Genomic DNA, 25,381 nt, shown 5'->3' on the forward strand with positions numbered 1-25,381 from the left:
GGTACAAGCATGACCACCACACTCGTCAACTCCGGGACCGGCCCTGTGGAGTCGGCCCGCAAATTCCGCCACGTACTGGGGCACTACCCCACCGGAGTCACCGTAGTCACGGCGCTCGACGCCGAGCGGCAGCCGGTCGGTATGACCATCGGCAGCTTCACCTCGGTGTCGCTCCAGCCCGCCCTGGTCGCCTTCTTCCCGGCCAGGACATCCAGCACCTTCCCCGCCATCCGCGCGCACGGAAGCTTCTGCGTCAACGTGATCGGGGCGCACCAGGAAGAGATCTGCGGGGCGTTCAGCCGCCCCGGCCCCGACCGCTTCAGGGGGCTGCGGTGGAGGCCCGCACCGTCGGGCGCCCCGATCCTGGACGGCGCGGTCGCCTGGATCGACTGCGAGGTGGACCGCGTCGACGACGCGGGGGACCACCACCTGGTCATGGGGCGGGTCAACGGACTCGAAGTGGAGGCGCCAGGAAGGCCGTTGCTGTTCCTCCGGGGCGGCTACGGCGCGTTCGCACCTCTCCCGCCAGCCGCCGACGCGGCGGAACGGCCCGACGACAGGAGCACCTCATGACCGCGCCACCCGCACCCGGTACCGCCGGGACGGCGTCCGACCCCCGGGTCACCACGGTCCGACGGTCCACCGCGACCTGGATCGAGTGGGACAACGGGACCTCGAACCTGCTCGACCTCGAACTCACCGCAGCCATCAATGAGGCCCTGCTCGACGCCGAAGCGGATCCCGCCTGCGCGGTCGTCGTACTCGCGGGATCGCCCACCGCGTTCTGCGGCGGCGCCGATCTCGCGAAGCTGCACAGGACAGGCACATCGACCGGATTCGCGGCCGAGGTGATCCGCCTCCTCAAACTGGTGCCCGCCCTGCGGAAGCCGGTGATCGCCGCGGTACGGGGCGACGCCCTCGCCTCCGGGTTCTCCGTGGCGCTGCTCGCCGATGTCACGGTGGCGGCGGACGGCACCCGCCTGGGAACGGTCGAAGTGGCCGGCGGAACCTGGCCGATGATCGCTCAGGTCCCCGTTCTGCACACGCTGCCGCGCAAGGTGGCGCTCCTGAACGTGGTGACCGGAGTCCCCTTCGACGCGGGCCGGCTCCTCGACCTCGGCGTCATCGCGGACCTGGTGGCCGCCGCGGACGTCGACCGCCGCACCACCGAGTACGCGGATCTCATGGCCCGCGCCGGAGCGCTCGCCGGGACCGGGCGCCGTGCCCTCAAGTCCCTGAGCCTGTCGGCCGGTTACGAGGCCGACCTCGACGCCGCGTACGACGGATTCGTCGCGATGCTCAGCAGTAAGGACGGCACATGACCAGCACCGCTCACCGGACAGCAGGCCGCACCGCTCACAGCGTCACGAAGCCCGCGGAGGCTCCGGCGGATACGCCCACACAGGAGACGCCCGCGGAGGAGACGCCCACTGAGACCACGTCCGCGTGGACGGCGGATACGGTCGGGCAGATCGAGCGCCTCGCCCGCCGGATCCGGCTGCGCGCGGTGCGGATGATCGCCCCGCACGGCTTCGGCTACCTCGGGCAGGCCCTGTCCGCTGCCGAGACGATCGCCACGCTGCACACCGGTTTCTTCCGGCCGGGTACCGACCGTTTCGTCTGCTCGCCGGGCCACTACATCATCACGGCGTACGCGGCCGCCGCCGAGGCGGGCATCCTGCCCGACGCGGAGCTGGCACGGTACGGGCAGGACGGCTCGGAGATCGAGGCCATCGGGACCGAGCGCTCCCCGGGTACCGACCTGACCTGTGGCTCCCTCGCCCAGGGGCTGTCCGGCGGCGCCGGATTCGCCCTCGCCGACCGGCTCAGGGGAGTGGAGGGAACCCGGCGCACCTTCGTCCTGGTCAGCGACGGCGAAGTGGAGGAGGGCCAGACCTGGGAAGCGGCGCTGTACGCGGCCCACCACCGGCTCGGCGACCTCGTCGTCCTGCTCGACGCCAACGACTCCCAGGTGGACGGGCCGGTCAGCTCCCTCACCACCGTCGAACCACTGGCGGAGAAGTGGCGCTCCTTCGGGTGGTACGCCGAGGACGTCGACGGCCATGACCCGGTGCGGCTGCTGCACGCCCTGGCGAAGGCGGTGGCGGACCCCCGCCCGAGCGTGGTGATCGCCCGGACCTCCACCACCCACGGCCTGTCCTGCCTGCCACCCGAAGCGGACGGCCACTTCATCAAGATGCCGGCCGAGCTGGCCGAGCTCGCTCTCGGCGAATTGGCGGACGACCATGCGTGAGGCCCCCTACCCGACCGTACTGAAGCCCTACGGCCGCGCCCTGGTCGAACTGGCCCGGAACCGCCCCGACGTCGTCTGCCTCTCCGGCGACCTGACCCGCCAGTGCGAGGTCGATCTGTTCCAGGAGGCGTTCCCTGACCGGTTCATCCACGCGGGGATGGCCGAGGCCAACATGATGTCGATGGCCGGGGCACTCGCCAGGGAAGGACTGATCCCGTTCGTGCACACCTTCGGTGTGTTCGCGACGCGCCGCCCGTACGACCAGGTGGTCAACGCGATCGCCTACCCGAACCTGCCGGTCCGCATCATCGGTTTCATGCCGGGGCTCTCCACCCCGGGTGGCCCCAGCCACCAGGCGATCGAGGACGTCGCGATCATGCGGGCGCTGCCCAACATGACGGTCGTCGACGTCGCCGACGCGGTCGAGATCGCTCAGGTGATCCCGGCGATCGTGGACCACCCGGGACCGGTCTATCTGCGGCTGAAGCGCGGCGAGATACCGGTCGTCTTCGACGAGGAGCACCAGTTCTCGCTCACCGCCGCACAGCACGTCGTCCCCGGCGGGGACGTCGTCCTGGTCACCAGCGGCATGATGCTGCCCGCGACCCTGCGGGCGGCGGACGTACTGGCCGCGGCCGGGGTGGCGGCCGGCGTGGTGAACGTACCCGTCATCAAGCCGCTCGACCGGGCCGGAATCCTGCGCTCCGTCGGATCCGCCCGAGCGGTGGTCACCGTCGAGAACCACACCGTCATCGGCGGCCTCGGCTCGGCCGTGGCCGAAGCCCTGGCCGAGTCGGGGGCCGGCGTGCCGCTGCGGCGGGTGGGCATCCAGGACACCTTCGCCGAGGGCTCGAAGTCCGGCCCCTACCTCTTCGAGAAGTACGGCCTGTCCACCCAGCACATCGTCGACACCGCCTGGTCGCTCCTCGGCCGGCGCTCGGCGGGCCCGCGCGCACCGGAGTACCGGGCGGAGCAGGGCGAGTACGCACCCGTCTGACCCACCCACCGTCCCCTCGCGCAGCGAAGAACCGTCCGGGTTCCGCCCGGATCCGAAGAGGAGTCATCGACCATGCCGTCCCACAGCATTGCCTCACCCGGAGCCGTCCTCGGCGTCGACTGGGAGGAACGGGTCAACTTCGACCGGCTCCGCAGCGAGCGCCTGGCCCGCGCGATGCGGGCACTGGAGACCTCCGACCTGGGCGCCCTGGTGCTGTTCGACATGAACAACATCCGCTACACGACCGCCACCCACATCGGGAACTGGGCCCGTGACAAGCTCTTCCGCTGTGTGCTGCTGATGCGCGGCCACAGCCCGATCCTGTGGGACATCGGCTCGGCCGCCCGGCAGCACAAGACGCACGCGAGCTGGCTTCCCGCCGACAACTGGCGTGCGGGGATCTCCAGTTGGCGGGGCTCCATCCCCGAGGACGTGGGCGTCGAGGCGGGCAACGCCAAGCGGATCGCCGATCTGCTGCGTGAGAACGGCCTGCACGACGAGCCGGTCGGCATCGACGTCGTCGAGATCCCCGTGCTGCGCGCCCTGGAGCGTGAGGGCCTGCACGTCGTCAACGGCCAGGAGCTGATGCAGCAGGCCCGCCGGATCAAGACCGTCGACGAGATCGCGCTGCTCGACCACTCCGCCGCGATGGTCGACGCCGCCTACGACGAGCTCTACCGGTCCCTGCATGTCGGCATGCGGGAGAACGACTGCGTCGCCCTGGTCAACAAGGTTCTCTACGAGCTGGGTTCGGAGGAGGTCGAAGCCGTCAACGCGATCTCCGGTGAGCGGTGCAGCCCCCACCCGCATGTGTTCAGCGACCGGATCACCCGCCCCGGGGACACCGCCTACTTCGACATCATCCACTCCTTCAACGGCTACCGGACCTGCTACTACCGCACGCTCAACGTGGGAAGTTCCAACGCCCGGCAGCGCGACGCCTACCAGCGCGCCCGTGACGCCATCGACCAGGCCATCAGCGCGGTGCGCCCGGGTGCCACCACCGCCGATGTGGCGCGTGCGCTGCCGAGCGCGGCGGACCTCGGCTACGCGAGCGAGGAGGAGGCGTTCGGCCTCCAGTACTGCCACGGCATCGGTCTCTCGGTCTGGGAGCAGCCGCTGATCAGCCGCTACCACTCGCTGGAGCACCCGGTGCCGGTCGAGGAGGGCATGGTGTTCGCGCTGGAGACCTACTGGCCGACGAAGGACGGCTCGTCGGCGGCCCGCATCGAGGAGGAGGTCGTGGTCACCGCGGACGGCCCGAGGGTCATCACCCGCTTCCCGGCCGACGAACTCCTGGTGGCGGGCACGCGCTACTGGAACGGCTTCTCCTTCGCGGTCGACCGTGCGGACAGGGCGGGCCGGGGCGCCGCGTCGTACGCGGGCCGGAGCGGCGACACCGACGGAACGGAGTAGCCGGATGCTGGAGCACTATGTGGTCCTCACACCCCACCCGGGCCGCGAGCGGCAACTCACCGAAGCCCTCGGGGAACTCGCGGCCGGCATCGGCGGCGGTGTCACCGGACTGCGGGATCTGACATGGGGCGAGAACACCAACGCGTCCGGGCTCGCCCGCGGTTACACCCATGGATGCCTCGGCCGTTTCGACGACACCCGGGCGTTCGACGCCTACTGGGTCCACCCCGCACACCAGTTGTTCATGTCCAGGCTCGACGAGATCTGTTCCGAGAGGTTCGCGATGGACTACGCGACCGCCCCGGCAGCCCCAGCTCCTGGCGAAAGCCAGGACCGGACATGAAGGCCGACGTCGGCTTCGTCGGACTGGGGACCATGGGCCGGTCCATGGCGCGGCGTCTGCTGGAGGCCGGGCACCGCGTCACCGTCTGGAACCGCTCCCCGGCACCGGTGGAGGAGCTGGCCCGGCAGGGCGCGGTCCCCGCCGGGTCGCTCCGGGAGGTCTTCGCCAGGCCGGTCGTGTTCTCCATGCTGGCGGACGACGACAGCGTCCGCCGGCAGGTGGCCGAGACCGGTGTGCTCACCGACGCGGCATGCGGCGTGCACATCAACATGGCGACGGTGTCCACCGCGTTCGCCCGTGAACTCGCCGCCCGGCACCGCGAACACGGCATCGGGTATGTCGCCGCTCCCGTACTGGGCCGGGCAGACGTGGCCGCTGTCGGCGCCCTGCACATCCTGGCCGCGGGCGACGCACAGCGGCTCGCCGAGCTGGAACCGCTGCTACGGACGATGGGCCGCCGGATCTGGAACCTGGGAACCGAGCCCGAACGCGCGAACGCCGTGAAGATCGCCGTCAACTTCATGGTGGCGAACGCCATCGAGTCGATCAGCGAAGCCTGCGCCCTGGTCGAGTCGTTCGGAGTGGAGCGGACGCTGTTCGCGGAGGTGATGACCGGGACCGTGCTGCCGGGCCCCGTCTACACCGCCTACGGAGGACTGGTCGCGAACCGGACCTACGAGCCACCCGGCTTCACCGCTCGCCTCGGGCTCAAGGACGTCCGCCTGGCCCAGGCCGCCGCGGCGGCGAACAACGTCCCGCTCCCCCTGGCCGGGCTCGTGCATGACGCACTGCTCCAGGCACTGGCCAAGGGATGGGGCGAGCAGGACTGGGCGGTGCTGTCGGAGGTGGCCAGGGACAGAGCCGGGCTGCCCCGCTGACGGCTGGAGGGGGAGGGTGGCATGCCGCAGTTCCTGCGGCCCTTCCCCTTCTCCGGCTCTCACACCCCGTTCCGCAGCACACGCGACAGGCCGAGCGCCGCCGTCCGTACCGCTGGTGCGAGTTGCGCGGGACGGTAGCGGTCCATCGGTACGGCCACCGACAGGGCCGCCACCGCTGTGCCGCCTCCGGCGAAGACGGGGGCCGCGATGCAGTTCACCCCGAGGGTGGCCTCCTGCTCCTCGTACGCCATGCCCGACACCTGCGTCTGCTCGATCTCGGTGCGCAGCCGCGCAGGATCGGTCAGCGAGTGCGAGGTCAGCCCGGGAAGCGGCGCGGCGAGCACCTCGTCGAGCAACTCGGGCCGGGCGAAGGCCAGCAGCGCCTTGCCCACCCCCGTGCAGGTGAGGGGGAGGCGGCCGCCGATCCGGGAGGGGAGCGGCAGGACATCGTGACCATGGATCCGCTCCAGGTACACGACCTCGTGGTGCTCGCGGATTCCGAAGTGCACGGTCTCCCGGGTGGCTTCGAACAGATCCTGGAGGAACGGCAGAGCCGACTCCCGCAGATCGAGGCGCCTCGGCACGAGGGTGCCCAGCTCGAAGAGCTTGCCGCCCAGCTGGTACCGGTCACCCGAGCGCTCCAGCAGCCCCAGACGTACGAGGTCGGCCGCCAGCCGGTGCACGGTGGTCTTCGACAGTCCTGTACGCACCGTGAGTTCCGCCAGACGGTATGAGCCGCCTGCCTCCTGGAAGCAATCCAGGACAGAAACCGCCTTTTCCAGCATATTGCCGACCGTGTTGTTCCGTGTCATGGAACAGAGTTTGTCACCTTCGCGACGCTCCCTCTATACCGAGGACATCGACCCGTCGTTCCCGGGGCGCCGTCCCCTCACCCCACTCCCCGTACCGGAGGTTCCGTATGTCCGTGCCGCGCATCCGCTCCCCGCGAGCCCTCCGCAGGTGCCCATGAGCACCCCATCCACCCCGGACGCGGTCCGCGAAGCGGCCGACGCCCTCGCACGGGCCGAACGGACCGGCGTCCCCACGAAGGTCGCCGTCATCGGCTCGGGCAACATCGGCACCGACCTCATGATCAAGGTGCTGCGTCTCTCCGAGCGCCTGGACATCGTGGCCATGGCGGGCATCGACCCCGATTCCGACGGCCTGGCCCGCGCCCGCCGTCTGAAGGTCGCCACCACCCACGAGGGCGTCGAGGGCCTGGTCACGATGGACGAGTTCGCCGATGTCGAGATCGTCTTCGACGCCACATCGGCCGGAGCCCACCGCCACCACGAGGAAGTGCTGCGCCCCCTCGGCCGTACCCTGATCGACCTCACCCCGGCCGCCGTCGGCCCCTACCTGGTGCCTCCGGTCAACGGCGAAGCCCACCTCGGTGCCCCGAACGTCAACATGGTCACCTGCGGTGGCCAGGCCACCATCCCGATGGTCGCCGCGGTGAGTGCTGTCACCCCCGTCCACTACGGGGAGATCGTCGCCTCCATCGCTTCCCGCTCCGCGGGCCCCGGCACGCGGGCGAACATCGACGAGTTCACCGAGACCACCTCCCACGCCATCGAGCAGGTCGGCGGTGCGGCCCGCGGCAAGGCGATCATCGTCCTCAACCCGGCCGAACCCCCGCTGATCATGCGGGACACCGTGTACTGCCTGGTCTCCGACTGTGACCGGGACGCGGTGCGGACGTCCGTGGAGCAGATGGCGGAGACGGTCCGTACGTACGTGCCCGGCTACCGCCTCAAGCAGCAGGTGCAGTTCGATCCGGTCACCGACGACGACCCACTGCGCAGCCTGCTGCCCGCGGGCGCCGCGGCCGGACCGGCGCTGAAGGTGTCCGTGTTCCTGGAGGTCGAGGGCGCCGCCCACTACCTCCCCGCCTACGCGGGAAACCTCGACATCATGACCTCGGCCGCGCTGCGCACCGCGGAGCGCATGGCCGCACACCGCTCGTCCTGTGAGGTGGCACCCCGATGACCGCGCAGACCGGCAACACATCCACACAGGCCGGCAACACACCCGCGCTTTACGTCCAGGACGTCACGCTGCGGGACGGCATGCACGCCATCCGGCACCGCTACACCACCGACCAGGCCCGTACGATCGCCACCGCCCTGGACACGGCCGGGGTCGCCGCCATCGAGATCGCCCACGGCGACGGCCTGGCCGGCTCCAGCATCACCTACGGCATCGGCGCCCACACCGACTGGGAGTGGATCGAAGCAGTCGTCGACGCCACCCGCACCGCCGTGCCCACCACACTGCTGCTGCCCGGTATCGGCACCCTGCACGACCTCAGGCAGGCGCACGCGCTCGGGATCAGGTCGGTCCGTGTCGCCACCCACTGCACCGAGGCCGACATCTCCGCCCAGCACATCGCGGCCGCCCGCGAACTGGGCATGGACGTCGCCGGGTTCCTGATGATGTCCCACATGGCGGAGCCCGCCGAACTCGCCCGTCAGGCCCGGCTGATGGAGTCGTACGGCGCGCACTGCGTCTACGTGACCGACTCGGGCGGCCGCCTCACCATGGACGGGGTCCGCGACCGCGTCCGCGCCTACCGTGACGTCCTCGACCCGGCCACCGGGATCGGCATCCACGCCCATCACAACCTCGCGCTGGGCGTGGCCAACACCGTCGTGGCCGTGGAGAACGGCGTCACCCGCGTGGACGCCTCACTGGCCGGTCAGGGCGCGGGCGCAGGCAACTGTCCGCTCGAGGCGTTCATCGCGGTCGCCGACCTGATGGGCTGGGAGCACGGCTGCGAGCTGTTCCCGCTCATGGACGCCGCCGACGACATCGTCCGCCCGCTCCAGGACCGCGAGGTCCGGGTCGACCGCGAGACACTGACCCTCGGCTACGCGGGTGTGTACTCCAGTTTCCTGCGCCATGCCGAGGCCGCCGCCGAACGTCATGGTCTCGACACCCGCACCATCCTCGCCGAGGTCGGCCGACGGAAGATGGTCGGCGGCCAGGAGGACATGATCACCGATATCGCGCTGGACCTGGTGGCGGACTCGGGGCGATAGGACAGCGGGACTGCCACGGTGACGGCTCACCTTCACCGTGGCAGTCCGGCGTCATGCCCACGTCTCCCAGCGCTCCTGCGCGGAACTGTTCGCAAGCTCGCCTTTTCCGTCATGTGCGTGCACTTTCCCTGGACCGCCATCGAGTCCGGCTCTATCGTCTGACGTCGGATGTCAGAGAGTCGTCGACTTCGGGACGGTAACGCTCAAGGTGCGGCCGCGTCGGTGCCGCGTCAACCGTACGACATATCGGGTGATATGAGCTGGGTCCTCCGCGCGCCTGACGGAGTGTCCCCCCGGACTCCCCGCAGGCTGGGCTCGACCCTTGGAGGAGTCTCATGTCTGTGACCGCTTGTACGCCTCGCCGGAGGTCGACCGTTCTGGCCGCTCTGGCCATGGGTGTTCCTGCCCTTGCTCTCGTGTTGTCCAGTGCCGCGGGCGCCGCCGCCGGCGTCACCGAGCCCTCACACCCCGGGGACGACTTCGCCGGCTCCCAGATCCTCAGGCATGAGGGCACCAGCAGGAGCGGCGTCGCGCTCACCGGCGCCCGGGGGACGGAGGGTGTCGACGTCAGCAGTCACCAGGGCAGCGTCGCATGGTCCCCGCTGTGGAAGTCCGGCGTGAAGCTGGCCTACATCAAGGCGACGGAGTCCACGAGTTACAAGAACCCGTCCTTCACCCAGCAGTACAACGGTTCGTACAAAGCCGGCATCATCCGGGGTGCCTACCACTTCGCCACCCCCAACACATCGAGCGGTGCCACGCAGGCCAAGTACTTCCTGGCACACGGCGGGGGCTGGTCCAAGGACGGCAAGACCCTGCCGGGCGCTCTGGACATGGAGTACAACCCCTACGGCGCCACCTGCTACGGACTGAGCCACCAGGGGATGGTCAACTGGGTCAGGGATTTCTCCAAGACCTACAAGGCGAAGACCGGCCGGGACGTCGTCCTGTACACCTCCACCAACTGGTGGAAGTCCTGCACGGGCAACAACTCCGGTTTCGGCAAGACCAATCCGCTGTGGGTTCCGAACTACGGGTCGTCCGTCGGAGCCCTGCCCGCGGGCTGGAAGTACCAGACCATTTGGCAGTACACATCCAAGGGGGCGACGGTCGGCGACCACAACCGGTTCAACGGCAGCCTCGACCGTGTGAAAGCCCTCGCGAACGGCTGACCGGCGGGAGACCCACGGCCGGTGGGGCCGCTCCGCCCGGTCCGGTGCGCCGTGGTCACCCGTGGGACTGCTGATGCAGGATGAGAGCGGTGCAGAGGTCGCTCTGGTCGTCCGGGTCGGACACCCGGCGGCCCGTGAGCGCCTCCGCCCGTTCGATCCGGTAGTGAACGGTGTTCACGTGGAGATGCAGGGCTGCCGCCGTGCGGGTCCACGACGCCCTGTTCTCCAGGAACGTCGCCAGCGTCAGCAGCAGTTCGGTGCCCTTCGCGGTGTCATAACTGATCACCGGGCCGATCGTGCGCATCTGGAAGGCGTGCGCCACGGGAGCAGGCACCCCCTCCAGGAGCGTACTCAGACTCGTGAGGGCGGAGCCCGTACGGACCCGGGGCCCGGAGCCCGGTCGTCGGCCCGCGGCATCCGCGAGGAAACGAGCCCCGTGCAGAGCCGGAGCGAGGTCGTTCGGACGGGCACTCGGGCCGACGCCCACCGCGATGGTGACGTCGTCGACGAGCCTCTGCAGAGGCGGGAGCTGCTCCGACAGCAGGGGGGCGAGCCGGTCAGGCGGCGCGGCGACGAAACCGACCGCCTCGGCGCTGCCACCCGGGCACACGGCGAAATCCACCGCGCATGCCTCGAACAACTCGTTGGCCGCGTCCACGGCCCAGGCGGCCGGCGCACCGGGTGTGCTCACCACGACCGGTGTCAGCGCGACGTCGCCCGGCAGGCCGCACGCGTGCACGGCCGCCGATCGTGCCGGAGTGCCCTTCGAGTCGAGTCCGGCGAGCAGTGCCCCGGCCGCCGCGCCACGGGCAGCGAGCCGCTCGCGGTGCTGGGCCAGCCTGGTGGAGAACAGGGCGGCCAGCTCGTTGAGCACGGGCCAACGGCGTGAGCCGACCGCTCGGCCCGTACGCAGCCACCAGCCGTCGAACGGTGAATCCTGGCCGGATGTGACCGGTACCTGTGTGCCTTGCGGGCAGTCCGCGGCGCGCGGGTCGCTGCTCGCGATCACCCGGCCGGCGGGGGAGACCAGCGCGAGCCCCGGCAGTTCGATGCGCTCGACCGCCGTTCGGAGCACCGCGTCGACCGGGGCCGCGGAGGCGATGCCGGTGAGGAGTTCGTCCTTGACGATCGACGGCAGTGCCGGGGCCCCGGATTCTCGGATGTTGGCCCACAGCCACACATAGATCCGGTCGAGGATGGCGCGGAACGTGGTGCTCTGCGGCACCGAGAAGAGCGGCAGCTCATGGTCCCGGCAGGCGTCGAAGAGCTCATCGGGGATCGCGCCGTGCACACCTTCTCCGGCGATCAGTGCGACCGCACCCGCGGCCCGCAGCGCGGAGACGAAGGCCCGCGCCGCCCCGCGGTGGTCCGGCTGCCACCAGACCAGACCGGTCAGAACGATCTCCCCCGGCGACAGATACGTCGACGGATTCTCCATGTCGGCCGTCGTGACACCGGTGACGGTCCGCCGCAGCGCGCGAGGGGGCGCCCACAGCGGTGCCACCCCGAGGTCGGCGAGTTCCAATACCTGTTTCACCTGCACGGAGCCATCACTATCAGACACGGCGTGCCACCTCACCGGGCGATCCGCCAGTTCGGTTGATCCACCGATTCCGGGCCGGAAAATACGTATGCGGCGGTGGTGATGGGCGGCAGACCCCGGGCGGTCTACTTGGCGCATTCCGAGCCGCTGTACCCGGCGGCGCACGTGGGAACGAGGTGAGCCGTGGATTTGAACACCATCGAGACGTGGCGTACAGCACGTACACGCCAAGACCTCATCCTGGCGCCGGGCGAGGCGGTCCTCGGTGGCGGCACCTGGCTGTTCTCGGAGCCACAGGTGAGTACGACCGGCCTGGTCGATCTGGGGGCGATGGGGTGGCCGTCGATCGAGGAGACGCCCGACGGCCTGCGGATCGGGGCGACCTGCACCGTGGCCGAGCTGTCCCGGATACGCCGGCGTGAGGGGTGGACGGCGCACCCGATCTTCTTCCAGGCGGCCAGCGCGTTGCTGGCTTCGTTCAAGATCTGGAACATGATGACGGTCGGCGGGAACATCTGCCGCTCGTACGCCGCTGCCGCCATGGTGTCGCTGGCCACGGCTCTGGACGCCACCGCGCTGATCTGGACCGCGGACGGCGGCGAGTACACGGTGCCCGTCGCCGACATCCCCACGGGCAACGGGACCAACTCGCTGGGCGAGGGCGATGTACTGCGCTGCATCGACATTCCCGCCCACGCGCTCCGTGCGCGCACCGCCTTCCGCAAGATCGCGCTGGTCGAGATCGGCCGCAGCGCCGCGGTGCTCACCGGCCGGCAGGACGAGTCGGGTGCGGCGGTGTTCAGCATCACGGCCGCCACGCTGTGCCCGGTGGTACTGCGGTACGACACCCTGCCCAGCTCCGTTCGGCTGCGCCAGGACGCCCTGGACGCGGAGGGCTACTACACCGACCCGATGGGCACCGCCGACTGGCGCCGCGCTGTCAGCAGCGTGCTGCTCGAGGAGATTCTGGAGGAGTTGCTGACATGGAGCTGAACATCAACGGTGAGGCATACAGCGCCACTCCGCGCGCCGGCCAGTGTCTGCGTACCTTCGTGCGCGACCAGGCGCACTTCGAGGTCAAGAAGGGGTGCGACGCGGGCGACTGCGGGGCCTGCTCGGTGCTGGTCGACGGCAAGCCGGTGCACTCCTGCATATTCCCGGCGCGGCGCGCCGAAGGCCGGTCGGTCACCACCGTTGCGGGCCTGGGAACGGTCGACAACCTGCATCCGATGCAGCAGGCGTTCGTGGACAACTTCGCCTTCCAGTGCGGCTTCTGCACCGCGGGGATGATCGTCACCGCGTCCACCCTCAAGGAGGACCAGCTCGACGACATGCACCGGCTGATGAAGGGCAGCCTCTGCCGGTGCACCGGATACCGTCCCATCCGCCGGGCCATCGAGCAGGGCGTCGCGGCCGCGGCCACCACCGAGGACCCGGCGGACGGCGCGGAGCGGGGGTGCGGAGCTGACGGACGGTCCGCCTGTGCCCGGCCGGAATCCGGCACCTGCGCCGGGCCGGAGTCCGACGGTGTGAAGACGACCGTCGGGACGTCGGTGAACCCGCCCGCCGCCAAGCGAGTCGTCACCGGCACCGAGCCGTACACCTTTGACATGGAACTGCCGGGCGCCCTGCAGATCCGCGTACTCGGATCGCCGCACGCCCATGCCCGCATCGTCGGCATCGACACCACCGAAGCCGAGCAACTGCCCGGGGTGGAGCTGGTGATGGATTACCGCAACGTACCCCGGATCCGCTTCTCCACCGCTCAGCACGAACACCGCACCGACGACCCGCACGACACCCGGATGTTCGACGACGTCGTCCGCTTCCGGGGGCAGCGGGTCGCGGCCGTGGCCGCGGTCTCGGCAGCCGTCGCCGAACACGCCTGCCGTCTCATCAAGGTCACCTACGACGTCCTGCCCTCGGTGCACGATCCGGAACTCGCCAGGTCACCCGGTGCGCCCGTGCTGCACCCCGATCTGATCGACAGCGACCAGCCGGAGGCGGAGCTGCCGGAAGACCCCTCGCGCAACCTGCTCGCGTCCATCCACGGCGGAGTGGGCGGCGACATCGACCAGGCGCTGGCGGACTCCGACGTCACCGTGCACGGTGAGTGGCGCACCCAGCGGGTCTCGCACATGCAACTCGAAACCCACGGCAGCCTCGGCTGGCTCGACGACGGCAGGCTGACCGTCCGTACCAGCTCCCAGGTCCCCTTCCTGACCAGGCGTACGCTGTGCCGGCTCTTCGACCTGCCCGAGGAGAAGGTGCGCGTCTTCACCAAACGCGTCGGAGGCGGCTTCGGCGGCAAGCAGGAGATGTTCTCCGAGGACCTCGTCTCACTCGTGGTCCTGCGCACCGGCAAGCCCGCCATGTACGAGATGAGCCGCCCCGAGGAGTTCTCGCGCACCTCGGTGCGTCACCCGTTCCGTGTCCAGGTCACCGTCGGGTCCGAGCGGGGCGGCAAGCTCACCGCGATCAAGCTGAACGTCCTCGCGGACACCGGCGCCTACGGCAACCACGCGCCCGGTGTGCTCTTCCACGGCTGCGCCGAGTCGCTCAGCCTGTACAACGCCCCGGTGAAGCGCGTCGACGCCGAGTCCGTCTACACCAACAACGTCCCGTCCGGTGCTTTCCGTGGCTACGGCCTCGGGCAGGTCATCCTCGGGGTCGAGTCCGCCCTGGACGAACTGGCGGTGGCCCTCGACATCGACCCGTTCGAACTGCGCCGCATCAACATGGTCGGCGACGGCGACCCGCTGATCGAGGCACATCCGGCCGACGACGGGCTCGTCTACGGAAGTTACGGACTCGACCAGTGCCTGGACTTCGTGCAGCAGGGTCTCGACCGCGGCAACGGTGTGGCTCCGCCGGAGGGCGAACACTGGCGGATCGGTGAGGGCATGGCGGTCTCGATGATCGCCACGATGGCGCCCTTCGGCCACGTCTCCAAGACCACGCTGGCCGTGCAGCCGGACGGCACGTACGTCGCCGGAGTGGGGACCAGCGAGTTCGGCAACGGCACCACGACCGTACACACCCAGATCATCGCCACGGACATGTCGACCGAGCTTGACCGGGTGCGGCTGACCAACTCCGACACCGACGGGGCCATCTACGACACGGGGGCCTTCGCCTCCGCCGGCACCACGGTGGCGGGCAAGGCCCTGCACGCCGCGGCGATGTCCTTGCGTACGCTGCTGCTCCAGGTCGCCGCCGAGATCACCGGCAGCAAACCCACCGAGTGCTCGCTGTTCCCCGGCGGGATCCGGACCCCGAACCGGGTCGTGGACTTCGGCGAGGCCATCAAAGCCTGCCCGGAGGCCAACCGGAACGGTGACACCGCCTTCGCACGCGGCGACGAACTGGGCGAGTACCGCTCGCTGGCCTGGAACGTGCACGGAGTACGTGCCGCCGTCGACATCCGCACCGGCGCGGTACGGATCCTGCAGTCGGTGCACGGCGCCGACGCGGGCACCGTGATGAATCCCCAGCAGTGCCGCGGACAGGTCGAGGGCGGCGTGGCCCAGGCGTTCGGCACCGCGTTGTCCGAGGAGGTCATGGTCGACGACGAGGGCAATCTGCTGACGCCGGTGCTGCGCGCCTATCGGATCCCGCAGATGCATGACGTCCCGGAGACCGAGGTCTATTTCGCCGAGACCTTCGACCGGCTCGGTCCCTTCGGCGCGAAGTCGATGAGCGAGAGCCCGTACAACTCCGTCCCGGCAGCCGTGGGCAACGCCATCCGCCGAGCGGTGGGCGCCCGCCCCTACGAGACGCCGTTCTCGCGCGACCGGGTCTGGCGCATGCTCAACGCCCCGGAAGCGCTGCCCGGCTGGTGGAAGTCGGGGAGCGTGCACATCAACAAGCAACGGTCCAAGGAACTCACCTCCGCCGGCTGACCGCCGTCCACCGGCCGGTGCCGCTCGCTTCCCGCCCCGCACCCGGGAAGACGTCACCTCCACCCTCCCCGCTCCTCCTCAACTCTCATGTCTCATCGCGAAGGGAAACACCCATGACCGCCCACATCGAGGAAGCCAGTGCCCAGGACCTTGAGAACGCCTGGATGCAGGAGGCGATCCTGCTGGCGACGACCAGCGTGGCCAACGGCGGCGGCCCCTTCGGTGCGCTGGTCGCCAAGGACGGCCAGGTCGTCGCCACCGGAAACAACCGGGTCACATCGACCCTGGACCCGGTGGCACACGCCGAGGTCACCGCACTGCGCAACGCCTGTCAGGAGCTGAACACCTTCTCCCTGGAAGGCTGCACCCTGATCACCTCGTGCGAGCCCTGCCCGATGTGTCTGACGTCCTCGCTGTGGGCACGCGTCGACCGGCTCGTCTTCGCCGCCGACCGGCACGACGCGGCGATCGCCGACTTCGACGACCGCAGGTTCTACGAACTGTTCGAGAAGAAGCCTTCCTCGATGTGGCCCATGACGATCGACCGCCTCGACCTTCCCAACCGCAACGCGCCGTTCGAGGCGTGGCTGGCCAAGACCGACCGCGTCGCCTACTGACGGCGGGCGGACGACGGGGCCCGACAGCCCCGGCCGAGTAGCTGCGGTGTCCGCCGGTGGGCGGACACCGCAGTCACCGGGACCGAAGCACGATCACTCAGCCGGTCCCGGGTTTTCGCGCCGGCCGGCATTGAAGCGCGCCTTCTTCTGACGGTTCCCGCACGTGTTCATGTCGCACCATTTGCGGGTGCGACTCCGGCTGGTGTCGAAGAAGGCGGCCCGGCAGGTCGGCGACGCGCACAGGGCCAGTCTTCCGTCCCGTTCGCCCGCGATGACGCTGATGGCGTCGGCGGCGATCACGCCGAGGGCGTCTTCCACGCAGGAAGCAGAGCTGAGCCGCCATCGCCGTTTGCCCTCGGGCGTGAGGACGGCCGCGGCCCGACCCCGAGCGCTGCGGTCGTCGATGTCGTGGACTACTGGCGCACCGGGTACGACTGGCGGTCGTTCGAAGCACGCCTCAACCGGATCGGCCAGTTCCGCACGACCATCGACGGTCTGGGCATCCACTTCCTGCACCGCAGGTCCGCGCGCGCGGATGCCACTCCTCTGATCCTGACGCACGGCTGGCCGGACAGTATCGCCCGGTTCGTCGACGCGGTGGACGAGCTGGCGGATCCGGAAGACGCGGACGAACCGGCGTTCCACGTCGTGGTCCCGTCGCTGCCTGGCTTTGGTTACAGCGACAGGCCGGCCACCACCGGGTGGGGTACCGAGAAGATCGCGGCCGCATGGGTGGAGCTGATGGGAAGGCTGGGCTACGACAAGTTCGCGGCCCACGGCGGTGATTGGGGAGGCAATATCACCACGGTGCTCGGCGGCAGGTTCCCGGCGCACGTTCTCGGCATCCACACCACGTTCGCGGAGGCGCCGCCCGGATTGACGACGGACGGGCTGACGGCGGCCGAGCGCGAGTGGACCGAGCAGACCCGTGATTTCTGGCGCGACCGGGCGGCGTACGCGAAACAGCAGGCGACCCGGCCGCAGACCATCGGCTACTCGCTCGTCGACTCACCGGTCGGGCTTCTTGCCTGGATCCTGGACAAGTTCGCCGAGTGGTCGGACACCGAGGACAGCCCGTTCGAGACGATTTCCAGGGACCGCGTTCTCGACGACGTCACTCTGTACTGGCTGACGCGGACCGGCGCGTCGGCGGCCCGTATCTACTACGAGAGCCACAACTCGCTGGACCCCGGACTGCGGGTCGACGTCCCGTCAGCACTCACGATGTACCCCCGCGACGTCGAGAAGTGTCCCCGCCCCTGGGCGCGGGAGCGGTACCGGCAGATCGTCCGGTGGAGCTCGCCCGAAAGCGGAGGACACTTCCCGTCGCTGGAGGTTCCCGGGTATTTCGTCCGAGATCTGCGAGAGGGCCTCGCGGCGGTGCTGGCCGCGGGCGGCGCGCGTTCCGCGCTCAGCTGCGGCTGACCGAGGCCCCCTGGAAGTCGGCGTCGAACGCCTTCTCGATGCCGCTGATGACCGCTGAGTCGCCCACGACGAGGCCGAGTTCGCGGTTGTGGTTGAGCGAGTTGTCGGAGAAGTTCTCCGAGCCGGCGAACACCTTTGCGTCGGACGTGCCGTAGTCGGCGACGATCGCCTTGGCGTGGATGTAGAAGCCGGTGGAGCTCGTGTACGTGGCCACCTTGCCGCCCGCGGCGGTGACCTGGTCCAGCTCCTTGCTGTACTTCGACGACTCGTTCTCCGCGACGACGCGAACGGCGACACCGCGCTTCGCGTCCGCGACGACCGCGTTCACCAGCGCGGGGTCCCCGAACTCCTCCTCCTGGACATCGAGGCTGTGCTTCGCCCCGGTGACCAGGGCCAGCAGGCGGCTCTGCGAGTCGGTGGGCGACCAGACCAGGTCGGTGCCGTCGGACGGGGTGACGGCGGTCTTCGCGTAGTCGGCGTCGAAGACCTTCTCGATGGCCGCGACATCGGCCTTGTCGGAGTCGAAGACGCCGTAGTCACGCGAGGTCGCGTAGTACGTCGTGTCGAAGTTGCCGGTGCTGATGTACGACGTGGCGCCGTCGACGGTGATCGTCTTCTGGTGGGTGTAGACGTACGAGGAGGACGAGTACGTGACCCCGGCCCCGGCCGCGGACAGCGCCTTGTAGGCGGCGCCGTCGATGGACGCGTGCTGGGAGTCGAAGACCACGCGGACCTTCACGCCTGCCTTCTCCTCCTTCACCAGGTCGTCGACGAGGGTGGTGTCGCGCAACTCGTAGATCGTCACGTCGACCGACTTCTTGGCCGAGTTGACGAAGTCGTAGATGGCGCCCTCCTTCTGGTCCGGAAGGACCACGAGGGAGTAGGCGCTCGCGGCATGGGCGGTGGCGGGCACGAGGCCGACCACGGCGGCCAGGGCGCCTGCGGCCAGGGCTGGCATCAGACGGTGTGTGGGGTTCACCGGGGGCTCCTGACGTTTGGAGGAAGCGCGCAACGCGCGTAGCACACCCAGTAGGGCACAGCGCCGGGGCCCACTGAAGCTCAGTTGATTGAACAGAGGGGCACTGTTGGGCAAAGCGATACCGCTGTAGACCTCACCCAAGTCCTCGCCGTCGCTGGGCAGGAATGACGCCTGGAAGTTCTCCGTGCGGACCGGATACCAGGACTCGTCCCACCCTCGTTCGATCGCTTCAGACGAGGTGTCCTCTGCCGCACTGCTGCCCGCGGTCAGAGCTGGGGACATTCGTCCGTACGCAACTGGGGAGCAAAGTCCGTACGCCGACACGAACCACCAGGTTGTCATCGATGCCGACTCACGCCTTGTCGTCTCCGTCGGCCGGCCCGTTCCCGGCAACCGCAACGACTGCAAGGCATGGGAACTGTCCGGAGCCAAGAGCTCGGTCGGCAACACCGCCGTGATCGCAGACGGCGGCTACCGCGGCACCGGCCTGATCATCCCGCACCGCCGAGAACCCGGCCAGCTCGATCGAAGCGAACGCAACTGTGTTTCTTCTCTGGATAGTTCGTGCACTTCTTGAGCAGACCGGATACGGGCAGACATGGCGGAGGAACAGTGACTCACGTGGCCAAGGAAGAAGCACGCTGGTGTGATCCGTTCGTGAATTGATCCTGTACGAAGCTCTTCTCAAATTTGGGGCTACGGTGTGGGCCTCGAAAGTTGCCGGGTCCGAACCGACGTGTGTGATGCCCAGCGAGGGACGGGGGGCGGATGCTGAGGTGGGCCGAGGCTACGGCGTACGGCGCGGGGGGCGGACTGATCGTCGAGGCGGTCGTCACCTACGGTCGCCTGCGTACCTGGCAACAGGCGCGTCATGCGGCGAGGGTGGCAGGCGACCAGTTACCTCGGATCGGCAAGTTCGTCGATCCCTCCGCGGACTCGCTCGCTGCGCTGTTCCGCGTGATGCTGGGGGCTGCGGCGGGGTGGATGCTCCATGCCGAGATCACCGGCGTGTATGCGGCCGTGACCGTGGGCGCGTCAGCGCCCGCGCTGCTCGCCCAACTGGGCAGAGGCACCACCCCCACCGATGCCCTCCGGGGCGAACCTCCGGGGCTTGAGCCGGTCCGTGAGGAGTCGACTCCATGACAGCCGGGTCGATCGTTCAGCGTTCCTGGAGGTCGTTCATCGGCGGACGGCTGCCTCGTCCCCCTCGGGCGGTGGAGCGCGGACGCCACGGATACTCCCTGTGGCAACGTGCCTGGGCATCGTTCATCGGCTTCGATCTGCCCACGCGACTCGGCGGGACACCGGCATTCGCCACCCTGCCGCCTCCCCATCGGGAACAGTCCCCGAATCGGCAACCGGCCGGCCGCATCGCCTCAGGGTGGTTTGCGCTGCCTACGCTCCCATCGGCCGGCACTCTGACCGCCGGCGGCGTTGACGCGGTGGCACTTGAGACGTCATCGCCGGACGGACGGGTCGAGTTCCTTGTGCGTCACCACGGGATCGACGGGGCCGATTACCGCCTGGAGTTGATACTGCGCGGCGGTGATATCGACGAGCCGCTGGTGACCGCGATCCGTTACACGCAGCCGGACGGTGGCGAGCGAGTACTCTTCGTGCCTGTATTCCAGGGGCAGTTCGGGCCTCCGGCTTCGTATGTCCAGCTACCTGGCTTCGGGGCTGGCACAGCATGGACCGCTGCCTTTCCCGCCTTCGTGGATCTGGGCACCACTTGGGACGCCGCGACGGTGGCCGCCTCGGTCCGCGCGGCGCTCAACGAGGCGACACGCGAAGCCTGGCGGCAGCTGAGGGAACTCGTTGACGATGACGTGCGCAACGCCATCGACGGGGCGCTGCGGTGACGACTGACGACGAGCGGGGGCGCAACGAGCACTCTTCTGGCGCGACACAGCCGGGCTCCCCGGGGCCGCCATGGCGGCAGCGGCGCCGATCAGGTTCCCGGCCTGGCCTGTCACCGCACCGGGCCGTACTCAAGGACGTGCTGAGGAACGCAACGAGCCCGCAAGGCGCCGTGAACGAGTTGCTCGGCGAGAGACAACTGTGGTGGAAGTGCTGCAGCGAGGCAGTTCACACCGATCCCGCCTGGCTGTTCGGTAGCGACAGCCAGGAACTGGCTGCATGGATCGACGTGACAGCGCCGGACCGGCCAGCAGACTCGGTCACGCCGACTGACCACGCGTACCTGTTGGGCCGAGCCCTGAGCGCACCGGACGGCCGGGCCGGGGAGTACGACGAGGCCATATCACGACTGATGGAAGCGTGGGGCAGGAGCGGACTACTCTCAGCAGATACCGCTCCGGGACCCGCGCAGCCGTCCGGCAGGGGCATCAGCGGCCTTTCTCCGCAGGCCGCGAGCGGGCTCAGCGCCGTCATCGAGCGCATTGCGCACCTGCAGGCCGCCGGCGAGGGCAGACAGTCGACCGGATCCCGCAGCATGGTGCTGATCGCCGCACTGTTGATGGCGGGTGCCGAGCTGCCCAAGCGGCCCCTCGCAAGGGTGCCGGTGGTGTTCGGACGGTCTGCCCGCGAGACCGGGCAGGTCACCTTGGAGCAGGGCGCCACAGGCGTTCTGGAACTGCGCGAATTCCCTGCGGGGCCGGCGGGGTTGTATCCCGATCCGCGGGCGATGGCGGGGGTGCACAGCCCGAACGGACAGTTCGCGGCTTCTCTCGGCCACGCATGGAACATGGCCGGAGACAGGCGCGCGGGTCGCTGTGTTCTGTGGCGCATCGTCCTGTCCAACGATCCCCTTCCTCCTGGGCGCATCGAAGGTCCCTCACTCGGCGCGGCCTTCGCGCTGGGGCTGCGCGAGCTCCTGCGGTATCCGCGCTCTCGGCGCCCCAGTGTGGCCGGGACGCGCGGCTTCTTCTACGGGCTGCGACCACGCACCGCGGTAACCGGGGCACTCGACGGTAGTGAACTCCTCCTCAAGGTGAGCGACATGGACGCCAAGCTCCTGGCCGCGCGCCGCAAGGGGCTGCGTCTGGTCGCGCCCAAAGCGAACCAGCTTGCTGTCGCCAACGCACCCGAGCCCGGCGACGTGCGGTTCGCCGAGACGCTGCGCCAGGCCGACCGGTACGCCCGACGGTTCCGCACCGGTCGCCTGATCACCGCCCTGTCCCTGGTTGTCGCAGCCACGGTTCCGGGACTGGTGGTGCAGCACCAGGGCGCCGTGGCCAGGGACCAGCTGGCGACCTCACACCGGCTCGCCGACGTGTCGCAAAGCCTGCTCCAAAGCGATCCCGGGCTCGCGGAACTGTTCGCGGTGCAGGCATACCGGCACCACTCCGATTCGCTGACCCGCCAGGCGCTCTTCCGGGCGGTCACCGCCAGCCCTCACCTAGCCGCCGACGTGCAGGCGAGTGGGCCAGTCTCCGCGCTCTCGGCTTCGGCTGACGGCCGGATCGCGTTCGCCGGAACGAAGGACGGTGAGCTGGAGCAATGGCCCCTCACCGGGACGGTGATCGGCAAAGGGCAGCGGCTCGGCAAACTGCCGGGATCCGTCAGCGCGGTGGCGGCCGATGGGGGCGGCGGCACCGTAGCCGCTATCGACCACAGTACGATCCGTGTCTGGGCGGCCGGGCAGCAGGTCGCGGCCCCGCTCATACCCGCCGGACAACAGCCCACAGCAGTCGCAGTCTCGCCGTCGGGCCGATTCGTGGCCGTATCCACGCAGACCGAGACGTCCGGAGTCCCGCCCGTGGTGCGTGTGCTGGACCGGACGACAGGAAACACCGAGAGTCTCGACCTCAAAGGCATGTCCGGAGGGCCAACCGCCATGGCCTTCCGTAGCGACTCGCAGGTGGTTGCCTTCGCGGACGACTACGGCATCTGGGAGCGGATCTCGCTGCCCGGGCTGACCCGTGCCGCCGGGAGCAATGTGGGCTTCGGCGTCCACAACTCGGCCTCCGCGCTCGCCCCCGATGGCAGCTACTTCACCTACAGCAACACCGCCTCCCCCCTTCCGATCTGGCCGTCCGACGGCACACCCCACATCGACAAGCCGTCCCTGCTGGCCACGACGCAAACAGGTCACCCAGAGGCTCTAGCCCTCAGCCCCGGCGGCTCATGGGCCGCGGCAGCCGTCGGCAACAGCCTCTACGTGTCGCGGACGGTCACGTCAGGCAGGACGCCGTTCACGCCCATCGCCCTTCCCGGGGCGGGGAAAGTGTCCCCCGGTACCCTCGCCTTCCTCGGCAAAGGCGGCAGCAGGCTGATCTCCGCTTCCGGCGATGTAGTGAGCCTGTGGGATCTCGCCCAGTACTCCCGGATCGCGACGCAGGCAGATGCCGCCATCCCGGTTTCCTGCAACGGATGCCGGGGGCCGAGCGTCGCTCTGTCCGCGAACGGCCTCTCCGCAGCAGTCATCGACGGCAACAACGTGACGGCGGACGTCCAGAAGCTCCATCCGCCCAGTGCCGGCCACCAGTTGGCACAGAATCCGCCGCATTACGGCTTCGGAGCGGCGTTGTGGAAGAAGGACGGGTCGGGAATCATCGTGGTTTCGGCTGACGGCAGTGCCCAGATCCTCGACCCCCGCCATGGACTGCGGGTCACGGGCACCTGGCCGCGTATGCCGGACCCGCTCCATCTCACCGACGCGCCGGCTGTGCTGCAGCTCCTGCCGGATGGCGGACAGGTGGCCGAACTCGACAGCTCCGGCACCATCCGCTTCAGAGACACGGCCACCGGGAAGGTGCTGCGCCAGGTGGACGGCCCGAGGAAGATGGCCCCAACGAGCAACGGTTCCTGGCCACTTCCCCAGGGATGGGCGGCGATGGACACACAGGCCGCCCACGCGGCCGTGCTGGACCAGCAGGCGGCCGCGATCAGCGGCACCCGCCCCACAGTCGTCGTAACCGACACTGCCACAGGTCACTCGAGGTCGATTCACGAGGCAGACGTAGCCGGCGTCGCCTACGCAGGGCAGCATCTGCTCGTCCAACGGAAAGCCGGCGACCTGGAGATCTGGACCGCTTCCGGGAGCCGACGCCTGAACACGATCGAAGGCACCCCGGACACAGCCGTCGGCCCTGTCGTCGGCACAGATACCGTCGCTGAGAAACCGTCCGACAACACCGTTCAGCTCCTCGACCTTCCGTCGGGCAACCGCCTCGGCCCATTGACGCTCCCGCCCGGCGACAAAGCCATGTCGACCGGACTGGCCTTCTCGGCGGACGGCACAATACTGGTCACCGCGACCGAGGGCGACTCGGGCAATACGGCAACCATTGGCATGGGCCAGCTGATCAGTTGGCGACTGGAGCCTGACGCATGGATCCGCACCGCCTGCGCCTCGGCGGGCCGTGACCTCACTCCCAGCGTCTGGAGCCAGTACATGGGCTCCGACACCCCGTCGAACCTGCACTGCCCGACATGAACGAACCCATGCCCGCCGACGGCCAACCAACCACATCTCGCGCCGGGCGATGCCCTGACCACCGCGACGCCCGCAGACCGCTTCCGCCACGGTCGGACCGTGGATCGGAACTTCGCCCCGGGGATCGGACGGCCACAGCATGCTCGACCGCACCATCGGACTTGTCCGCCGCGCAAGCGACGCAGGACAGCGGCAACCCGCCTGTTGCCGGCCCACCCTGCGCACACGCCGTCCGGCGCCCGTGCGCTCCGCTGTACGGGCCCTCGCAAGCCTCGCACTCACGCTAGCTTTTACCGGCTGCACCCACGCTCAACACCCTGCCGCCCCCAAGGACAGCGGCACTACCACAGCGGTGTCACGCTCGCCCCAGGCCGTCGCACTGCCAGGTAACTCCTGGCCGTCCCGTCTCGCCATGGCACCGGACGGCACACTGTGGCTCACGGAGACCTCCCTCGGCTTCCTCGCGTCCATCAGCCCTGGCGGTCAGATCACCCAGCACCGCCTCGCCGACGCTGACCACGCCCCGTCTCTCGATCCCAGCGACCTTGCGATCGCCTCGGACGGCTCCGTCTGGTTCACCTGCCCGCTCAACGTCGGCCGACTCACGCAGGACGGGAAAGTCAGCCTCCAACCCGCGATCGCGTACGGCAGTCCGGACGCCATCACCGCAGGCACCGACGGCTCCATCTGGTACGGCGGCTCCAACTACAAGGGATCGCAACTGGTACACATCACCGCCTCCCTCGCGGCCACCCACTTCACTGTGCCGACTCCCCGATTCAAAATGCCAGGCTCACCGGAGATCAGAGGGCTGGCATTCGGGCCCGGCGGACGACTCTGGTTTACCGCGAGCGTCGACGCGGAGGACCCCAACGAGGTTGGCTACGCGGACTCCAGCAGGCACACCAAGGTCTGGCCGTTGCCGGCCGCGGCCTGGCCCCTCGGCTCAATCGTCCCCGGCCCCGACGGCGCACTCTGGTTCGCCGAGACCAACGCCATCGGGCGGATCGCCCCGAGCGGGACCATCTCGACCTATCGAACGACGGCGAAAATGAAATACCTGCAATCCATCATCGCCGGGCCTGACCACGCATTGTGGTTCACCTCCTCCACAGGCGTGGGCCGAATCACCACGGCGGGTGTGATCACACTCTGGCCCATTCGCGGCGCGCAAGAACTCACAGACCTTGTCTACGACCCGCGCCACCACGGATTCCTGATCGCCGACGCCAAAGCCGCTGTTCTGCGCTGGTTCCCCATGCCCGCATGAGGGCGCGATCCCGAACCATCGACGCAGGCGGGGCCGCTGGTTTCCCGTTCTCGCCCCGTCAACACGGGGAATGTTGCCCCATTCGCCGATTCGATGCCGGGCGTCCCGCTGACGCGCGGACATGGCGTACACGGCGGCATTGG

Annotated in this window: 20 protein-coding genes and 3 pseudogenes; 19 read left to right on the plus strand and 4 right to left on the minus strand. The window is 69.2% G+C overall.

Going from position 1 to position 25,381, the window contains the following annotated elements:
- Positions 1-9: 9 nt before the first annotated feature.
- The 7 genes from OG510_RS33080 (at position 10) to OG510_RS33110 (ending at position 5,888) form a co-directional block, all read left to right on the plus strand.
- A complete protein-coding gene (locus tag OG510_RS33080) occupies positions 10-573 on the plus strand; it encodes a flavin reductase family protein (protein ID WP_406141645.1) in 564 nt (187 codons plus the stop codon).
- On the plus strand, positions 570-1,322 hold the full coding sequence (locus OG510_RS33085; protein WP_406141647.1) for an enoyl-CoA hydratase/isomerase family protein: 753 nt from the start codon (positions 570-572) through the stop codon (positions 1,320-1,322). Before OG510_RS33080 ends, OG510_RS33085 begins: the two co-directional genes overlap by 4 nt.
- Positions 1,319-2,254 (plus strand): 1-deoxy-D-xylulose-5-phosphate synthase N-terminal domain-containing protein, encoded by a 936-nt coding sequence (locus OG510_RS33090; protein WP_406141648.1) that lies wholly within the window; start codon positions 1,319-1,321, stop codon positions 2,252-2,254. Before OG510_RS33085 ends, OG510_RS33090 begins: the two co-directional genes overlap by 4 nt.
- On the plus strand, positions 2,247-3,251 hold the full coding sequence (locus OG510_RS33095; RefSeq protein WP_406141649.1) for a transketolase family protein: 1,005 nt from the start codon (positions 2,247-2,249) through the stop codon (positions 3,249-3,251). Before OG510_RS33090 ends, OG510_RS33095 begins: the two co-directional genes overlap by 8 nt.
- A gap of 72 nt (positions 3,252-3,323) precedes the next feature.
- Positions 3,324-4,667, plus strand: a complete 1,344-nt coding sequence (locus tag OG510_RS33100; protein WP_406141651.1) for a M24 family metallopeptidase — start codon at positions 3,324-3,326, stop codon at positions 4,665-4,667.
- Between the two features lie 4 nt (positions 4,668-4,671).
- Positions 4,672-5,010 carry a Dabb family protein gene (locus OG510_RS33105; protein WP_406141653.1) on the plus strand — a complete coding sequence of 113 codons (339 nt, stop codon included), beginning with the start codon at positions 4,672-4,674 and terminating at the stop codon, positions 5,008-5,010.
- Positions 5,007-5,888, plus strand: coding sequence for an NAD(P)-dependent oxidoreductase (locus OG510_RS33110; protein WP_406141654.1), 882 nt, complete (start codon positions 5,007-5,009; stop codon positions 5,886-5,888). Before OG510_RS33105 ends, OG510_RS33110 begins: the two co-directional genes overlap by 4 nt.
- A 59-nt stretch (positions 5,889-5,947) precedes the next feature.
- Here the strand turns inward: OG510_RS33110 and OG510_RS33115 are convergent, their stop codons facing one another.
- The gene (locus tag OG510_RS33115; protein WP_406142683.1) at positions 5,948-6,673 is read right to left on the minus strand and encodes an IclR family transcriptional regulator; all 726 of its coding nucleotides are present in this window, start codon (positions 6,671-6,673) and stop codon (positions 5,948-5,950) included.
- Between the two features lie 181 nt (positions 6,674-6,854).
- Here OG510_RS33115 and OG510_RS33120 point away from each other — a divergent pair, with 181 nt between their 5' ends.
- From OG510_RS33120 to OG510_RS33130, 3 genes are all read left to right on the plus strand, one after another.
- Positions 6,855-7,877 carry an acetaldehyde dehydrogenase (acetylating) gene (locus OG510_RS33120; RefSeq protein WP_406141655.1) on the plus strand — a complete coding sequence of 341 codons (1,023 nt, stop codon included), beginning with the start codon at positions 6,855-6,857 and terminating at the stop codon, positions 7,875-7,877.
- On the plus strand, positions 7,874-8,929 hold the full coding sequence (gene dmpG / locus OG510_RS33125; protein ID WP_406141656.1) for a 4-hydroxy-2-oxovalerate aldolase: 1,056 nt from the start codon (positions 7,874-7,876) through the stop codon (positions 8,927-8,929). The genes OG510_RS33120 and dmpG overlap by 4 nt, the downstream gene beginning before the upstream one ends.
- 392 nt (positions 8,930-9,321) lie before the next feature.
- On the plus strand, positions 9,322-10,101 hold the full coding sequence (locus OG510_RS33130) for a lysozyme (protein ID WP_406141658.1): 780 nt from the start codon (positions 9,322-9,324) through the stop codon (positions 10,099-10,101).
- A gap of 55 nt (positions 10,102-10,156) precedes the next feature.
- Here the strand turns inward: OG510_RS33130 and OG510_RS33135 are convergent, their stop codons facing one another.
- The gene (locus tag OG510_RS33135; protein ID WP_406141659.1) at positions 10,157-11,665 is read right to left on the minus strand and encodes a PucR family transcriptional regulator; all 1,509 of its coding nucleotides are present in this window, start codon (positions 11,663-11,665) and stop codon (positions 10,157-10,159) included.
- Between the two features lie 162 nt (positions 11,666-11,827).
- Here OG510_RS33135 and OG510_RS33140 point away from each other — a divergent pair, with 162 nt between their 5' ends.
- The 3 genes from OG510_RS33140 (at position 11,828) to OG510_RS33150 (ending at position 16,163) form a co-directional block, all read left to right on the plus strand.
- Positions 11,828-12,637, plus strand: coding sequence for an FAD binding domain-containing protein (locus OG510_RS33140; protein WP_406141661.1), 810 nt, complete (start codon positions 11,828-11,830; stop codon positions 12,635-12,637).
- Positions 12,628-15,546, plus strand: coding sequence for a molybdopterin-dependent oxidoreductase (locus OG510_RS33145; RefSeq protein WP_406141663.1), 2,919 nt, complete (start codon positions 12,628-12,630; stop codon positions 15,544-15,546). Before OG510_RS33140 ends, OG510_RS33145 begins: the two co-directional genes overlap by 10 nt.
- 113 nt (positions 15,547-15,659) lie before the next feature.
- Positions 15,660-16,163 (plus strand): nucleoside deaminase, encoded by a 504-nt coding sequence (locus OG510_RS33150; protein WP_164261615.1) that lies wholly within the window; start codon positions 15,660-15,662, stop codon positions 16,161-16,163.
- 93 nt (positions 16,164-16,256) lie between these two features.
- Here the strand turns inward: OG510_RS33150 and OG510_RS33155 are convergent.
- Positions 16,257-16,571, minus strand: a pseudogene (locus OG510_RS33155) (CGNR zinc finger domain-containing protein); the annotation flags it as partial.
- On the opposite strand from OG510_RS33155, the pseudogene OG510_RS33160 reads away from it, so the two are divergent.
- Positions 16,548-17,588, plus strand: a pseudogene (locus OG510_RS33160) (epoxide hydrolase); the annotation flags it as partial. The pseudogenes OG510_RS33155 and OG510_RS33160 sit on opposite strands and share 24 nt — an antisense overlap.
- On the opposite strand, the gene OG510_RS33165 reads toward OG510_RS33160, so the two are convergent.
- Positions 17,575-18,567: a phospholipase D-like domain-containing protein gene (locus OG510_RS33165; RefSeq protein ID WP_406141664.1), complete on the minus strand. Its 993-nt coding sequence runs from the start codon at positions 18,565-18,567 to the stop codon at positions 17,575-17,577. The pseudogene OG510_RS33160 and the gene OG510_RS33165 overlap by 14 nt on opposite strands.
- Positions 18,568-18,889: 322 nt before the next feature.
- Here OG510_RS33165 and OG510_RS33170 point away from each other — a divergent pair.
- The 5 genes and pseudogenes from OG510_RS33170 to OG510_RS33190 all read left to right on the plus strand — a co-directional run.
- Positions 18,890-19,093 (plus strand): annotated as a pseudogene (locus OG510_RS33170) (transposase); the annotation flags it as partial.
- Between the two features lie 242 nt (positions 19,094-19,335).
- Positions 19,336-19,710 carry a hypothetical protein gene (locus OG510_RS33175; RefSeq protein ID WP_406141666.1) on the plus strand — a complete coding sequence of 125 codons (375 nt, stop codon included), beginning with the start codon at positions 19,336-19,338 and terminating at the stop codon, positions 19,708-19,710.
- Entirely contained in the window at positions 19,707-20,429 is a 723-nt protein-coding gene (locus tag OG510_RS33180) for a hypothetical protein (protein WP_406141668.1), read from the plus strand. Before OG510_RS33175 ends, OG510_RS33180 begins: the two co-directional genes overlap by 4 nt.
- Positions 20,430-20,599: 170 nt before the next feature.
- Positions 20,600-23,968, plus strand: coding sequence for a WD40 repeat domain-containing protein (locus OG510_RS33185; protein ID WP_406141669.1), 3,369 nt, complete (start codon positions 20,600-20,602; stop codon positions 23,966-23,968).
- Positions 23,969-24,380: 412 nt separating this feature from the next.
- Complete coding sequence (locus tag OG510_RS33190) at positions 24,381-25,238, plus strand: hypothetical protein (RefSeq protein WP_406141671.1); 858 nt, start codon at positions 24,381-24,383, stop codon at positions 25,236-25,238.
- The last annotated feature ends 143 nt before the right edge of the window (positions 25,239-25,381 follow it).

Source organism: Streptomyces sp. NBC_01089 (assembly GCF_045162975.1).
In the GTDB taxonomy this organism is placed as follows: Bacteria; Actinomycetota; Actinomycetes; order Streptomycetales; family Streptomycetaceae; genus Streptomyces.

Coding starts and splice junctions, on each gene's coding strand:
- OG510_RS33080 (WP_406141645.1), top strand. CDS start 10: ATGACCACCACACTCGTCAACTCCGGGACCGGCCCTGTGGAGTCGGCC.
- OG510_RS33085 (WP_406141647.1), top strand. CDS start 570: ATGACCGCGCCACCCGCACCCGGTACCGCCGGGACGGCGTCCGACCCC.
- OG510_RS33090 (WP_406141648.1), top strand. CDS start 1,319: ATGACCAGCACCGCTCACCGGACAGCAGGCCGCACCGCTCACAGCGTC.
- OG510_RS33095 (WP_406141649.1), top strand. CDS start 2,247: ATGCGTGAGGCCCCCTACCCGACCGTACTGAAGCCCTACGGCCGCGCC.
- OG510_RS33100 (WP_406141651.1), top strand. CDS start 3,324: ATGCCGTCCCACAGCATTGCCTCACCCGGAGCCGTCCTCGGCGTCGAC.
- OG510_RS33105 (WP_406141653.1), top strand. CDS start 4,672: ATGCTGGAGCACTATGTGGTCCTCACACCCCACCCGGGCCGCGAGCGG.
- OG510_RS33110 (WP_406141654.1), top strand. CDS start 5,007: ATGAAGGCCGACGTCGGCTTCGTCGGACTGGGGACCATGGGCCGGTCC.
- OG510_RS33115 (WP_406142683.1), bottom strand. CDS start 6,673: ATGCTGGAAAAGGCGGTTTCTGTCCTGGATTGCTTCCAGGAGGCAGGC.
- OG510_RS33120 (WP_406141655.1), top strand. CDS start 6,855: ATGAGCACCCCATCCACCCCGGACGCGGTCCGCGAAGCGGCCGACGCC.
- dmpG (WP_406141656.1), top strand. CDS start 7,874: ATGACCGCGCAGACCGGCAACACATCCACACAGGCCGGCAACACACCC.
- OG510_RS33130 (WP_406141658.1), top strand. CDS start 9,322: ATGGGTGTTCCTGCCCTTGCTCTCGTGTTGTCCAGTGCCGCGGGCGCC.
- OG510_RS33145 (WP_406141663.1), top strand. CDS start 12,628: ATGGAGCTGAACATCAACGGTGAGGCATACAGCGCCACTCCGCGCGCC.
- OG510_RS33150 (WP_164261615.1), top strand. CDS start 15,660: ATGACCGCCCACATCGAGGAAGCCAGTGCCCAGGACCTTGAGAACGCC.
- OG510_RS33175 (WP_406141666.1), top strand. CDS start 19,336: ATGCTGAGGTGGGCCGAGGCTACGGCGTACGGCGCGGGGGGCGGACTG.
- OG510_RS33180 (WP_406141668.1), top strand. CDS start 19,707: ATGACAGCCGGGTCGATCGTTCAGCGTTCCTGGAGGTCGTTCATCGGC.
- OG510_RS33190 (WP_406141671.1), top strand. CDS start 24,381: ATGGCACCGGACGGCACACTGTGGCTCACGGAGACCTCCCTCGGCTTC.